Source organism: Flavobacterium sp. 1 (assembly GCF_002797935.1).
Classification (GTDB): Bacteria; Bacteroidota; Bacteroidia; order Flavobacteriales; family Flavobacteriaceae; genus Flavobacterium.
In genome coordinates this window covers 788,920-804,088 of sequence record NZ_PGER01000001.1, presented here as the reverse complement: position 1 = coordinate 804,088, position 15,169 = coordinate 788,920, and the positions used below count along the sequence as shown (strand labels likewise).

Sequence of the window (15,169 nt, the reverse complement as noted above, 5' to 3'; positions counted from 1 at the left end):
GATCAGAAAACAAAACTAAATCCCATGGAAGGACTATTAAACCAATACGAAACCGTAAACTTAAGTGATGTAAAAGTTTGGTTCAAAGCAGGAGATATCAAAGATTTCCCTAGTAATAGAGGTGGATGCATTAAATATAAAAACAAACAGATCGCTGTTTTTAACTTCGAAAGAAGAAACGAATGGTATGCCTGCCAAAATGCCTGCCCGCACAAAATGGAAATGGTTTTATCCAGAGGAATGACTGGTTCTACAGATGGTATTCCAAAAATCGCCTGTCCGATGCATAAAAAAACTTTTTCACTTGTTGATGGCTCTAATTTAAATGGTGATGATTTTAAAATTGCTACTTACCCAGTAAAAGTAGAAGGGAATGAAGTATTCGTTGGGTTTTTAGAATAATGTATGTATCTTTGAAATTAGCATAACATAAATGCGGTACTGCCTTTTAAGTATCTACTGAATCTATACTTTTTTCAAATGAAAACAATGCCTTTTTTAAACGCAAGCGCGTGGATTGATGCCGAAAACGAAGCCGATCCAAACAGTGAAATATTCCAAGACATAACCTATCCAAAGGAATTATTATATTCGGACAGAATGTACGAAAGGCTAATGATTTTTGAACCCAACGCTTCCGAAGCTGTTCAGATAGCAGCCAAAGCACAGCACATCTGCCGTTGGAAAGTAGCCAGAGAATCGTATCCAATGGATCGTGTGGGATATTTAAAATGGAGGGAAGATTTAAAAAAATTCCACGCCAAAACAACAGCCGAAATCTTAAAAAAAGCAGGCTATGAAGACAAGTTTATAGATCGTGTATCTTTTTTGATTGAAAAAAAGTTACTTAAAAAAGACGAAGAAACACAACTTTTAGAAGATGTAATCTGTCTGGTTTTCTTAGAATTTTATCTGGATCCATTCGTACACAAACACGATGAGGAAAAATTAAAAAATATTATTCTGAAAACTTGGAATAAAATGTCTGACAAAGGACATCAGGAAGCGTTAAAAATTGACTACACTCCAGAAAATCTTCAATTGATAAAAGACGCTTTGGGATTATAAATCGATTTAATGATTTTGATTACACATCCCTAACCTGAAAAATCAGTTATAAATTGGTGATACTTTTCTTCTATGAAAAAAAAATCCAAGGTATCTTTTGATAAAATTTCTTTTAAAAAATTAAGGCGAATGTACATCTTCGCCTTAATTACTATTGCTATAACTGTAATTCTGAGTCAGCTTCTTATTCAATACAATCTCTACAGTCAACTCAGTGATTCCAGAATCATAAACATATCCGGAAAGCAAAGAATGCTCAGCCAGAAATTGACAAAAGAAATTTTGGTACTCAATTTCATAACTGATTCCCTGCAGAAGAAAGAGCAAATCGAGAAGATTTCCAAAACCATTTCTCTTTGGGAATTAAACCATTATTCCTTAGTGAATGGCAGTGCCCAGCTTGGTTTTCCTAAAGAAAAAAACTCGATTCTTACCCGATATTTCAAAAACATAAAACCTAATTTTGATACCATAATTAAGGTTACAAATACTTTTTTGGCTAACAAAAAAGAAAATAAAAATGAACACGAAAATATAAAACTCGTGCAGACTTTACTGGTCAACGAAAAGATATTTCTTTCGGAAATGAATCAAATTGTTAGTGAATACGACAACGAAGCACTGGAAAAGGTAACACTGCAGCGCAAAACAGAGTACATTATTCTAGCTTTTACTTTATTCGTTTTACTGCTGGAATTTTTATTCATTTTCAAGCCTACCACCAAAAAAATCGAATCACTTATTTCCAACCTGCTATATTCAGAAAAAAAAGCATTAAAACTGGCACAGGATACTGAAATTATCAGCGAGGCCAAAGAAAACTCAGTCAAAGAATTAAAATCGCTCAATTATGCGATGGAGAATACCCTGCTCTATTGCCGAATCGCAACCGATGGAACCATTATTCATATTGGCGAAAAATTCTCAAAACTATTACAGTACAATCCTTTCAATACCGAAACGAAATTTGGCGAAGTCCTTACTCCTATTGAAAAAGAACAACTGATAATTGACCGCATTGTACTCCAAAATAACCGCAGAGGCTGGCAGGGAGAACTAAACATTACCACTCGGGCCGAGCAGTCACTCTGGCTGGATTTATCAATGATTCCTGTAACGATAAAAAAAGATGAATCGGAACTTTTAATAATTTGTTTTGATATTACCGAACGCAAAAAAGCAGTTCAGGAAGTAGAGCGCTTGAACACAGCTAATATTGAAAACAAATTAAACCAGCAAAAAATAATTTCGAGTAAAATTGTCGAAAACCAAGAAAACGAACAAAACAGGATTGCCAGAGAAATACATGACGGAATAGGACAAATGCTGACGGGATTAAAATTCAGCCTCGAAAGCATAAACTTAGACGATAAAGAAAAAGCTGCCATAAAAATAGATTACCTAAAGAAGTTATCTCTCGATATCATAAAAGGTGTACGTACAGCCACTTTCAACTTGATGCCACCGGAGTTAAGCGATCACGGAATAAATCCAGCACTTTCCAAACTCACTTTGGAACTTTCCAAACTCACAGGAAAAAACATTTTGTTTTACAACAAAACCGATTTCAATGCCCGACTGGACTCTTTAATAGAAATAAACATTTATCGGTTAACACAGGAAGCTATCAATAATGCCATTAAATATGCCGATTCTACTCATATTATCGTACAGCTTTCTCACAGCGCTACCCTTTTAAGCATCACCGTTGATGATAATGGAAAAGGATTTGACATCAATGCAGTAGAGAAAAAGAGAAACAGCGAATCCGGAATGGGCATGCTTTTTATGAAAGAGCGAATCCAATACATTAATGGCCGCGTTTTCTTTAATTCCATTCCAAATGAAGGAACGAGAATTACGTTTAATATTCCTATTTAAAATTTTAATGTCAGTGGAATTTAATATTGTAATTGATATTTGCTATTGTTTTTTGTCATTGAAATTATTTTCGATAGAAATTCAAAAATTACGTATCTTAGCCAATAAATTAGATGAATATACTTAAAGAATAATAAGTACATTATGAGTGATAAAATTCGAGTAGTTCTTGCAGACGACCATGTATTTGTGAGAGATGGCATAAAATCATTATTGGAAAACGAAGTCAACATTACTGTCGTAGGAGAAGCTACAGACGGTCTTGAGGCACTAACATTAATAGACGAACTAAAACCAGATTTATTAATTCTTGACATCAGGATGCCGAATATGACCGGTATAGAAGTCGTAGAACAACTGAGAAGCAAAAACAATTTTGTAAAAATTGTAATGCTTTCAATGCACGAATCTGAGGAATACGTATTAAAATCTATCCAGGCAGGAGCTGACGGATACCTACTTAAAGGATCAAGCAAAGAAGAATTTTTAAAAGCAGTTCATACGGTTTCAAATGGCGGAAAATATTTCAGTGGCGACATCTCCTCAATATTGATTGGACAGCTTACCAATCCTTCACATATTTCCGAACCTAAACAATCATTGGGAGAAGAACAAGTAATTACCAAAAGGGAAAAAGAGATCCTGAAACTACTTCTTAGCGGAAAAGGAAACAAAGAAATCGCCGAAGCATTAGACATTAGCAAAAGAACTGCCGAAGTACACCGCTTTAATCTGATGAAAAAACTAAAAGTTAAAAACCTGATGGAGCTTTCAAATAAGGCAACAGAATACGCTCTTTTGTAGCACTTTGAAACACTAACTTCCTTAAATTCTAAGCTTCTAAGATTTTTAAATTACCAAACTTCTAGAAGCTTAGTGCCTTAGAATCCCAGAAACTTAGCAACTTATTTTAAAAAATACGTATAAATACTTAATTATTTTTTAAAAACTGCGAAAACGCAGTTTTTAAATACGATATACTACTTAGTTTTGTATAAAAAAATAACAAGTATTATGTCAGCAACAAACTCCCTTTCACTATCACACCGAATTCTATTTTTAAATACTTTAGCTTTCACCGTGTGTTTTGCCTGTTGGACTCTTAATGGAGTTCTGGTAACCTTTTTAGTAGATAACGGAATCTTCAAATGGGATGTTGTCCAAGTAGGATGGCTTTTAGGAATTCCAATTCTAACAGGATCTGTTATGCGCTTGCCAATAGGCATGTTAACCGATAAATTTGGAGGAAAATATGTATTTTCGCTTTTACTCCTCCTCTGCTCTATTCCATTGTTTCTATTGCCGTATGCAGACAGTTTCTTTATGTTTGCATTACTAAGTTTTTTCTTTGGCATGGTTGGAACCAGTTTTGCGGTTGGTATTGGTTTTACTTCTATTTGGTATCCAAAAGAATGGCAAGGAAGAGCTTTAGGAATTTTTGGAATGGGCAACGCAGGTGCTGCCATAACAACATTTATGGCTCCATCCTTATTAAATGAATTCTCAATAGATGATCCCCAAAATGGCTGGAAACTGTTGCCAATTATATATGGAACTGCATTAGTTGTAATAGGCATTGTATTTTTACTATTCACAAAAAACAAAAAAATAGAAAATCAAACCAAAAGCGTTCCTCAAATGCTGCAGTCCCTAAAAAACACTAGAGTTTGGAGATTTGGAGCCTATTATTTCTTGGTATTTGGATGTTTTGTGGCGTATTCACAATGGTTATTACCCAATTTTATGAACGTTTATCAAACGAGTTTAGTAATGGGCGGCATGTTTGCCACTATGTTCAGCTTGCCATCAGGTGTAATCCGAGCTTTTGGTGGCTATTTATCAGATAAATTTGGAGCTAGAAAAGTAATGTATTGGGTACTGGGATCATCAGTAATCTTAAGCTCACTATTAATGATTCCGAAAATGGATATTACTACTTCAGGACCTGGTGTTATGGCAACTAAAAAAGGAATCATCACCGCTGTTTCCAATACACTTGTAAAAGTTGGGGAAAAAGAATTTCCAATCAATTTAAAAGTTAATAAACCACTCAAAAATACAGTATTCCCAACCCGAAATTCATGGCAGGAAGTGGTTGTAAACCAAAATCAGGAAGTAAAGAAAAAAGAACTTATTGCAAAAGGAGTTACAGCTATTCATTTTAGCGCCAACATGTGGGTATATCTAATACTGGTAATCCTTATTGGGATTTCATGGGGAATTGGCAAAGCTGCAGTTTACAAACACATCCCGGAATACTTCCCAACCGAAGTAGGAGTTGTAGGCGGAATGGTAGGAATGATAGGAGGTCTTGGAGGATTCTTCGGACCAATCATCTTTGGATATTTATTGACTACCACAGGAATATGGTCAAGCTCTTGGATTTTCATTTTACTGTTATCCGCTGCCTGTTTAATTTGGATGCACATTACAGTAACCAAAATCATGAACGAAAAACAGCCTGTTCTATCCAAAGAAATGGATAGAAAAAAATAATGCCTTTTTAATAACTTGTTGTATAACTGCTCTCCTTACCTCTAATCTGGAGAGCAGTTTTTATTTTAACCAATACTTCTTGATTATAAATTTTGGAGCAGAAAAATAAAATTAAATGTCTGACAAAAGCAGAAATCATTTAATCTCTTCAAAAAGAAACAATCAAAATACGTAACCAAATTAAATTTTAAAAATTATTGAGCATACTTAATCGAACCAAACTATTAACCGCCAAACCAAAAGACCATGAGAAAACTAACCTCAAACTTAATTGCGCTTTTGATAATAGTCTTTACTGTTACCGCTTTTAAAAGCCCGAATCCAATCAAACCTATTTTAAAAAATAGAATTACATCCGAGCGTAAACGAACTGACGAGGTAAATCCTCCAAAAACAAAAAAACTGCCTGTTGAAAAAGCCATTCTTACCATTGGTTTTATAAAGCTTACCGATATGGCTCCGTTAGCTATTGCAAAATTCTTAGGTTATTTTGAAGAAGAAGGACTTACTGTAAACTTGGAAGCTCAAGCCAATTGGAGAGATATTTTAGACAAAGTAATAGACAATCAGCTCGATGGTGCACAAATGCTGGCTGGACAGCCAATAGCAGCCGCAGTAGGATGCGGACGGCAAGCGCAACTTGTTACTTCCTATTCTATGGATTTGAATGGAAATGCCATTACAGTATCAAATGAAGCTTGGGCAAAAATGAAAGACAGCATCCCTGTAGAATACGGAAAACCAGTTCACCCGATTCCTGCTCAAGCTTTGAAACCTATTTTGAATTTCTATAAACATGCAAACAAACCTTTTACATTTGGTATTGTTGGTACTTATTCAACACACAATTATCAGTTGCGGTACTGGCTTGCTGCAGGCGGCATAAATCCTGGATTTTACAGCAACAACAATATTCAGGGAAGCAAAGGAAATGCTGGTGCTGATGTACAGTTGAATATTACAGCGCCTCCGCAAATGCCCGAAACACTAAGAGCAGGCACCATCAATGGGTATTGCGTTGGAGAGCCTTGGAACCAGCAGGCTGTTGAAGAAAGCATAGGCGTTCCAATAGTAACCAGCAAAGAGATTTGGAAAAATCATCCCGAAAAAGTGTTTGTAATGACTAAAGAATTTGTTACCAAATACCCTAACACAGCCACTGCAATCACAAAAGCATTAATAAAAGCTGGAAAATGGCTGGATAATCCCGAAAACCGAAAAGAAGCTACCCGCATTTTATCCAAATCAGCTTATGTAGACGGCAGTAAACGAGTAATTGACAATTCGATGTTAGGTACTTTTGAATTTGAAAAAGGTGATGTGCGGTTAGTACCAGATTTTAATGTTTTCTTCAGATATAATGCAACCTACCCTTATTATTCGGATGGAATTTGGTTCATGACCCAAATGAAACGCTGGGGGCAAATAGCTGAACCAAAAACTAACGATTGGTACATCAGCAAAATCAAAGAAGTTTACAAACCTGAAATTTGGTTCCAAGCTGCAAAATTATTACTGGAAGAAGGTTTTATTACTGAATCTGACATTCCAACTACAGATGGATTCAAGCCAGCAACAAATGAATTCATTGACGAAATGTATTATGATGGAAGAAAACCTGTTGAATATATTAACGGATTTAAAATTGGCTTAAAAAATTAATTCTGTTTCTCTCCCTTTACAAATACAAAGAAAACAATACCACCAAAAACAAATTTTTATTCTTTAAAATGCCTGATGTGTCTTTACTGATGCTTCAGGTTTTTTTGTGGTTATTTTCCTAAAATTACACAGATTAACTGAATTGGTTAAAATTTGCGTGAGTGATGGCAGTGGAGCTCTTTTTTCTGTTCAATTACCTCGGGTCCAAATCCGGGGTAATTGAACAGAAAAAAAGCGGAAACGTACAGCACGACCCGAAGTTTTTACGTAGGGGCACGCCCAAAATAAAATTGAAGATTTTAGATTGAAGGTTGCAGATTGGAGTTTTCATTTAGTTTTCAGCCTAAAAAAACGTTGATTTTTATAGTAATCAAAAATACTGCGTAAAACAGTACCCAATTCTTCTAATAATTCAAAATATTGAACCTATTTTTAGCATTCTAATTATATTGAATACAAACATCAAAATAAAATCCATTTTATACGTATTAATACTTAATTATTACTTACTTTTGTCTATGTACAGCGTACATACGATCCTTACATGACTACTTTCAAAACAAAGATATACATAATGCAAAATACAGAAATCAAAACTACGTGTTCCTATTGTGGAGTAGGATGCGGAATTATTGTAAAAAATGATTCTAAAAATGGAGTGACGGTTACCGGCGACAAAGATCATCCCGTAAACAAAGGAATGCTTTGTTCTAAAGGGATGAACTTACATTATGTAGTCAATGACACTTCGGACAGGATTTTGTATCCCGAAATGAGATGGAGTAAATCACATCCAAAAGAAAGAGTAAGCTGGGATGCGGCTTTGGATCGCGCGGCCGCTGTTTTTTCTTCCATCATAAAAAAACACGGACCAGACAGTGTAGGCTTCTATATCTCAGGACAATGCTTGACCGAGGAATATTATCTGGTTAACAAATTAGTAAAAGGCTTTCTAAAAACTAACAATATAGATACCAACTCCAGACTCTGCATGAGTTCGGCGGTGGCTGGCTACAAGAAAACATTTGGTGAAGACTCAGTTCCAATTGCTTATGCTGATATTGAACTGGCTGACACTTTCATGATAACCGGTGCAAACCCAGCTTTTTGCCATCCAATTCTTTTTAGAAGATTGGAGCAGCACAAAGAAAAAAATCCAAAAGTAAAAATAATAGTTGTCGATCCAAGAAGAACTGACTCAGCCATTGCAGCCGATTTGCACTTGCAGATTCTTCCCGGGACTGATATTGTTTTATACCATGCCATTGCAAAACGATTAATCGAGAAAGGGTATGTTGATTCGGATTTCGTAAAAAACCATACCGAAAACTATAAGTCATACAAAGACTTGGTTTCTAATAGTTCCTACGAAAATGCATCCAAAGTATGCGGTGTTTCGGTAAATGATATTCACTTAGCTGCAGAAATGATTGGCAGAGCCAAAGGATTTATTTCTATGTGGGCTATGGGACTGAACCAAAGCGCTATTGGTGTTGACAAAAATACCGCTTTATTGAACCTTTCACTAGTCACAGGCCAAATAGGAAAACCTGGATCTGGACCTTTCTCCTTAACTGGACAGCCCAATGCCATGGGAGGCCGTGAAGTGGGCGGAATGGCAAACTTATTGGCGGTTCATAAAGAATTAAATAACCCTGAGCATCGTAAAGAAGTAGCTGATTTTTGGGGAGTAGAATCTATTTCGGAAAAACCGGGACTTACTGCAACCGAAATGTTTGATGCTTTAGAATCCGGCAAAATGAAAGCGGTTTGGATTATCTGCACCAATCCAATGGTAAGCTTACCTGATTCCCGCAGAGTAGAGAAAGCATTGCAAAATGCCAAATTTGTTGTCGTTCAGGACATTTCTCATAATGCAGATACCGCAAAATTTGCCGATTTATTATTGCCCGCAGCCGGCTGGTTAGAAAAAGAAGGTACAATGACCAACTCGGAACGTCGCATATCGTATCTGCCAAAAGGAATCAACCCTCCTGGAGAAGCTTTATCGGATGTTGAAATTTTGCTGAATTTTGCTAAAAAAATGAAATTCTCTGGTTTCAACTTCAACAATACCGAAGCTATTTATAAAGAATATTGCCTAATGACAAAAGGCACTAACATCGATGTTTCGTATTTAAATTATTCCAGACTAAAAAACGAAGGAACTTTTCAATGGCCAGTTCCTGATTACGGACATCCGGGAACACCCCGTTTATTTTCGGATAAAAAATTCTTTACGCCTTCGCAAAAAGCAATTTTCAATATTCCGACGAGCATCAAAAACACTTCGGAAGAACCTTCGCAGCAATATCCATTTATATTGACCACCGGTCGTATTCGCGATCAATGGCACACGATGACCAAAACAGGGAAAGTGTCCCGATTAATGACGCATACTCCCAGCCCAGTCCTTGAAATAAACCCTATTGATGCTTACAAAGCAAAAATCAAAAATGGGGATATTGTTGTAGTAGCCAGTAAAAACGGTGAAGTGCGCGTCAAAGCCAAAGTAACAGATACGATCAAAGAAAGTGTTTTGTTTTTGCCAATGCACTGGGGAAAACAATTGGACAATGATTTGAATAGAACTAATAATCTGACCAATACCATTGTAGACCCGACCTCCAAAGAACCAGATTTTAAATACACCACTGTTTCAGTAACAAAGTATGTCAAGCCGTTCCAAAAAATTGCTGTAATTGGCGCTGGAGCAGCGGCTTTCCGTTTCATTCAGAATTATCGTGAAATCAATACTCTCGATGAAATCATTGTATTCTCAAACGAGGAAAACCCATTTTACAACCGTGTTTTATTACCTGAATATGTTACAGCCGAACTGTCATGGGAAAGTCTTTTAAAAATAAAAGATGACGCTTTGAGACAATTGAACATCACAATGAAATCGGGTGTAGCTATTGAAAACGTCAACGCAACTGATAAAATCATAACCGACAGCCAAGGTAAAACCCATCAATTTGACACCTTGATTATGGCTACCGGAAGCCGTCCTTTCATACCCGAAAATGCTCAGCTGCATTTGCCAGGGCGTTTTACCATAAGAAAGAAAAATGATGCTGACCGATTAAAAGACTACTTAGAAGGAACCAATCTGCCAGCCGAAGAACAGCACGTAGTAATTGTTGGCGGCGGTTTATTGGGACTTGAACTAGCTGCCGCGCTTAAACACAAAAAAGTAAAAATAACAATCATACAACGAGCTTCCCGATTGATGGAGCGACAGCTGGATCGTATTTCCAGCAAATTATTGGCCGAAGAAGTACAGCTGAGAGATATTCAGATCTATTTTGATAATGAAGTAAGTACCGTATTCGAAACTGAAAATGCAAACGAACTGGAAATCGCTCTTAAAAGTGGCAGAATCATTACTGCCAATGCTATTGTTTACACCATTGGAACTATTCCGAACATAGAATTAGCAAAAGAAACAGGATTGGCTTGTGGACGCGGTGTAAAAGTAAATCAGTACCTGCAGACATCCAACCCGGATATTTTTGCGATAGGTGAAATTGCCGAATTCAACAATATGTTATTCGGAATCACTTCTGCAGCCGAAGAACAGGCCGATGTGCTGGCTAACTTTATAGCCGGTGACATCAGCAGTTTTTACAAAGGATCAGTGCTAATGAATATCCTAAAACTAGAAGACATCAATCTTTGTTCTATTGGTGAAATCGAAGTGCCGGAAAACGATGATTCCTACGAAGAAATTGTTTTTGCCGATTTAGGAAAACGCTATTATAAAAAATGCATCGTCAAGAACGACCTGCTCATAGGCGCTATCCTGATGGGCGATAAAAATGAGTTTGCCGAATTCAAAACTATGATCGAAAGCAAAATCGAATTGGCCGACAAACGCAACACTTTATTAAGAGGAAGCGGATCTGAAGCCAAACCAGTACTAGGAAAACTCGTTTGTTCCTGCAGTCAGGTAGGAAGCGGAAATATTGAAGACTGCATCAAAAGCGGCGTTACCAACTTTACCGAACTTTGTAAAACTACCGGAGCCGGACTCGGTTGCGGCAGCTGCAAAACCGAAGTGAAAGAAATATTGGCGAAAGTCAAGTAGGCTGCAGATGGCAGGTTTTAGAATTCAGATTGCAATAGTAAAGATTTAAAAAACAGAAATTGATTTTTATCGAGCATTAGAAATTTAAGATAAATCAAATACGCATAACCGTAGAGATACACTGCAGTGCATCTCTACAATCAAAGAAACGTTGCAGTGCAATCTCTGTTACAACAACGAAGAATTCAACGATACAATTTTTATAGAGAAATCCAATTAGATAACAGATTTCAGCTAGCAGAAAACAGATAATTTATAATTCAAAAAAAATGGAATTAACAAGACTCATAGTAAAAGGCGGAGTAATATCTCCTGGGGAATTACGAGAAATTGTAAATATGGCATTGGAGCAAGGTCTAGACGCCATCTCTTTTGGTTCCAGACAAGACATTATATTCCCAAAAGGATTCCAAAGTAATACTGCCGAAAAAATTGGCAAGCATCATTTTGTATATCCCAACGAAAAAAGCGGCAACAATATCGTTTCTTCCTACGTAGCGACCGATATTTTTAGCAATACGCCTTGGCTTACCGGAAATAAATTCCTTTATATCCTCGAGCAATTCAAAGAAAATCCTAAACTCAAGGTTAATATAACAGATCCTAAACAGCAAATCGTTCCCCTGTTCACGGGACACATCAACTTTATAGCCTCACACCACGAAGACTATTGGTTTTTGTACATACGCTTGCCAAAATGGGACAAAATGGAACTTTTCCCTGTATTAATTTACAGCTGGGACATTGGCAAAATCTATTACGAAATAGAAAAAATACTTCAGGAAGAACCCGATACAATTGACATGATTTTCCAGCTCATTAGTGATTTGGACACCAATAACAGAACTATCGATCAGCCACTAAACATTTCATTTTATCCATTCCCGTATTATGAAGGAATGAACAGGCTCGGAATCGACCAATACTGGCTCGGACTCTACTGGCGCAACAACCTGTACGACCTGCAGTTTCTAAAAGAAATGTGTGATTTGTGTTTTGACTGCAAAATCGGAAAAATATGCATCACCCCTTGGAAATCCTTTATCGTAAAAGGAATCCCAAAAGCGCGCAAACTCGATTGGGAAAAATTTCTAGGCAAAAAAGGAATCAACGTACGCCACTCACTGCTCGAACTCAACTGGCACTTGCCGGTAGCGATGGAATGGGCTTTGAACCTCAAAACCTTTCTCGTGCGCACCCTCGACCAGTTCGACATCAGCACTTACGGGCTTACCTTCGGGTTATCCGACTATAATCGTGAAGGGCATTATTTCACTTCGATAGTAATCGAAAAAAATGATCCGCCAAAAGATCTCGAATCGATTAAAATACGAGATACCTTTAATGTACTGCATGCCAAAAATTTCGACCCAAATACGCGCGAATACATTGTACACACACAAGATGTCGATAAACTGGAATTACCCAATATCCTTATCGAGTTGAGTAAAAAATACTTTGAAGAATTGGGTACCAGCGTACTCGAATTCCAAAACACCGCTACGAAAAAAGAGAAAAAAGCACTCGACATTCATCAATGCCAAGAATGTTTAACAGTCTATAATTCGGATTACGGCGATGTGATACAGGGAATCGAAAAAGGCACACTATTCGAGAATCTCCCAGCCGATTACTGCTGTTCATTATGCGAAGCACCAAAAAGCAGTTTTATCACATTGACAGAAGCCAAAGTATAACCAAAATTCACCTCGCCAGTTCACTAAAGATCATTTGGGCGTGACACCATAAAGAAAAGGAGCCAATTCATCAGCAACGGTGAGTCGGCTCCTTTCCTCTATGCTGTCGGGTGATCCGTGCTACTTCGGTAGCTTACTCCTCCCCCTCACGCAAATATGACTGCTTCACAACAGTATTTCTTAGATTTCAAGAGCAAAATTCAATAGCAATTTCAATAGTAATTTCAATGGCAATTTCAATGGCAAAAATCAATAAAAAATCTATTTCTTCAATCCAATTCCTCTCGATATTCTTGCAAAGATCCTTCCTCTCTCAGGAAGACAAAAATTGAAGAATTCTTTATATTGAAACTTTATGTCAATTCTTTAAATTAAACTTATCCCTTGAACTTTCTGTTTTCTACAATCTCAAATCTTTTCCTTATCTTTATAATTCAACTATATGCCTTTACAATAATTATACGCCTTATGAACTGGAAAGCACAACTCATCAAACGCAATGGAGAGAGCCGAATTGCCATTTATTTTGAAAAAAACTACGATTGGATTGATCGCATCAAACAACAAGAAGGCTCAAGATGGAGTCAAACATTAGGAGTTTGGCATTTGCCGGACACCTTTGAAAACAGAATATTATTTCAAATTACCGAAGCACCAATCAAGCGTCCTTCGGCAGAAGGAATTGCACAAATAGAAAAATTCAAGCACTGGCTATTATCAAGACGTTACAGCAATAGCACCATAACTACCTATACCGAAGCTTTAAAAACCTTTCTGACTTTTTACAACGACAAAGCAGTTGCCGAAATTAACAATAACGATGTCATTCGATACAATAACGAATATATTTTAAGCAATAAATTATCTGGTTCCTATCAAAACCAAATCGTCAATTCCATAAAATTATTTTTCTCTACCATTAGGGAAACAAAAATAGAAATAGACAAAATTCACCGTCCGAAACGAGAAAAATTACTCCCCAATGTTTTGAGCAAAGAGGAAGTAAAACTGATATTGAATGCACACAGCAACCTCAAACACAAAACGATGTTGAGTTTAATTTATGCTTGTGGATTGCGCCGAAGCGAACTCTTACATTTAAAACCCACAGATATTGACTCCAAAAGAGGGATCGTAATTATAAGACAAAGCAAGGGAAAGAAAGACCGGATTGCGCCGCTATCAAATAAAATCTTAGCCATGCTTCGGGACTATTATGTTGCCCACAAACCTACTACCTATTTATTTGAAGGGAAATTTGGTGGTGAGCCATACTCAGAATACAGCTTACAAAGTGTTTTGAAACAAGCCCTAGATAAAGTAGGAATAACCAAACCTGTCACACTACATTGGCTACGTCACAGTTTTGCCACACACTTACTGGAAAACGGCACCGATTTGCGCTACATTCAAGAACTATTGGGACACAACAGCAGCAAAACAACAGAAATCTACACTCACGTTAGTACGAAAAGCATCCAACTAATAAAAAGTCCCTTTGATGATTTGTAAGGATTAATATGTATATTTGGTTTTGAGAAAAGTGTGTATTTTATCACACTCATACACCCGATTTTGGGTGGATATGTGTGACGGAGTCACACATATATACTAGTTGGCGGTCAGTTTACCGAACACAACGATAACCAAACATAATATATCAAATATGAAAATTACTTGGAACGATTTAAAAGTTGATTTTACACATATCGATTTAAAAAGATTAATAGAAAGTTGGGATTGGCTAATTGGAAATGACAAAACTCCAATTTTAGTTTCGAGTATTGGAGATATATTTCTCGAAGACAGAAATGAAAAGTGTTATTGGTTAAATGTTGGAGAGGGAATACTTGAAAAAGTTGCTGAAAACAAAACTGAATTTAAAGAGAAACTAACCGATAACGAAATTGTAAATGAATGGTTTTTAGTTGAACTTGTCGCGGAGCTAAAAAAAGCGGGAATGGAATTAACCGAAAATAATCTTTATGGCTATAAAAAACTTCCTGTTTTAGGCGGAGAATATGAACCTGAAAATTTTGAATTAACTGATATAGAAGTCCATTTTGAATTAAGCGGACAAATTCACAAGCAAATTAAAGATCTACCAGACGGAACAAACGTGAAAATAGTAACTGAATAAAAAACCGAACCGCCAACAGCCACTACAACGGATTTGGGCATTAGGCTTAATGGAAAGTTGGTTTTGTATTTGGGATGATTTGGCAAATCCGAAAATAGGGCTTAATTTAGTCCCAAACCCGCTGTAGTGCCAGAA

General features: G+C 36.7%; 10 protein-coding genes. All 10 read left to right on the top strand.

Annotated features, from left to right (window positions below; all coding sequences use genetic code 11):
• The first annotated feature begins 24 nt into the window (after positions 1 to 24).
• The 10 genes from nirD (at position 25) to CLU83_RS03485 (ending at position 15,034) form a co-directional block, all read left to right on the top strand.
• Positions 25 to 402 (top strand): nitrite reductase small subunit NirD, encoded by a 378-nt coding sequence (gene nirD, locus CLU83_RS03530; protein ID WP_100430338.1) that lies wholly within the window; start codon positions 25 to 27, stop codon positions 400 to 402.
• 78 nt (positions 403 to 480) lie between these two features.
• Entirely contained in the window at positions 481 to 1,068 is a 588-nt protein-coding gene (locus CLU83_RS03525; protein ID WP_100430337.1) for a DUF4202 domain-containing protein, read from the top strand.
• Positions 1,069 to 1,197: 129 nt separating this feature from the next.
• The gene (locus CLU83_RS03520; protein ID WP_232726960.1) at positions 1,198 to 2,949 is read left to right on the top strand and encodes an ATP-binding protein; all 1,752 of its coding nucleotides are present in this window, start codon (positions 1,198 to 1,200) and stop codon (positions 2,947 to 2,949) included.
• A gap of 144 nt (positions 2,950 to 3,093) precedes the next feature.
• Entirely contained in the window at positions 3,094 to 3,753 is a 660-nt protein-coding gene (locus tag CLU83_RS03515; RefSeq protein ID WP_100430335.1) for a response regulator transcription factor, read from the top strand.
• A gap of 210 nt (positions 3,754 to 3,963) precedes the next feature.
• Positions 3,964 to 5,445, top strand: coding sequence for a nitrate/nitrite transporter (locus CLU83_RS03510; RefSeq protein ID WP_100430334.1), 1,482 nt, complete (start codon positions 3,964 to 3,966; stop codon positions 5,443 to 5,445).
• A 246-nt stretch (positions 5,446 to 5,691) separates the two neighbouring features.
• Positions 5,692 to 7,107 carry a CmpA/NrtA family ABC transporter substrate-binding protein gene (locus CLU83_RS03505; RefSeq protein WP_100430333.1) on the top strand — a complete coding sequence of 472 codons (1,416 nt, stop codon included), beginning with the start codon at positions 5,692 to 5,694 and terminating at the stop codon, positions 7,105 to 7,107.
• A gap of 574 nt (positions 7,108 to 7,681) precedes the next feature.
• Positions 7,682 to 11,197, top strand: a complete 3,516-nt coding sequence (locus CLU83_RS03500) for a nitrate reductase (protein WP_100433599.1) — start codon at positions 7,682 to 7,684, stop codon at positions 11,195 to 11,197.
• A 269-nt stretch (positions 11,198 to 11,466) separates the two neighbouring features.
• Complete coding sequence (locus CLU83_RS03495; RefSeq protein WP_100430332.1) at positions 11,467 to 12,894, top strand: rubredoxin; 1,428 nt, start codon at positions 11,467 to 11,469, stop codon at positions 12,892 to 12,894.
• Between the two features lie 468 nt (positions 12,895 to 13,362).
• A complete protein-coding gene (gene xerA, locus CLU83_RS03490) occupies positions 13,363 to 14,406 on the top strand; it encodes a site-specific tyrosine recombinase/integron integrase (RefSeq protein WP_100430331.1) in 1,044 nt (347 codons plus the stop codon).
• Positions 14,407 to 14,560: 154 nt separating this feature from the next.
• Entirely contained in the window at positions 14,561 to 15,034 is a 474-nt protein-coding gene (locus tag CLU83_RS03485) for a DUF1851 domain-containing protein (protein WP_100430330.1), read from the top strand.
• The last annotated feature ends 135 nt before the right edge of the window (positions 15,035 to 15,169 follow it).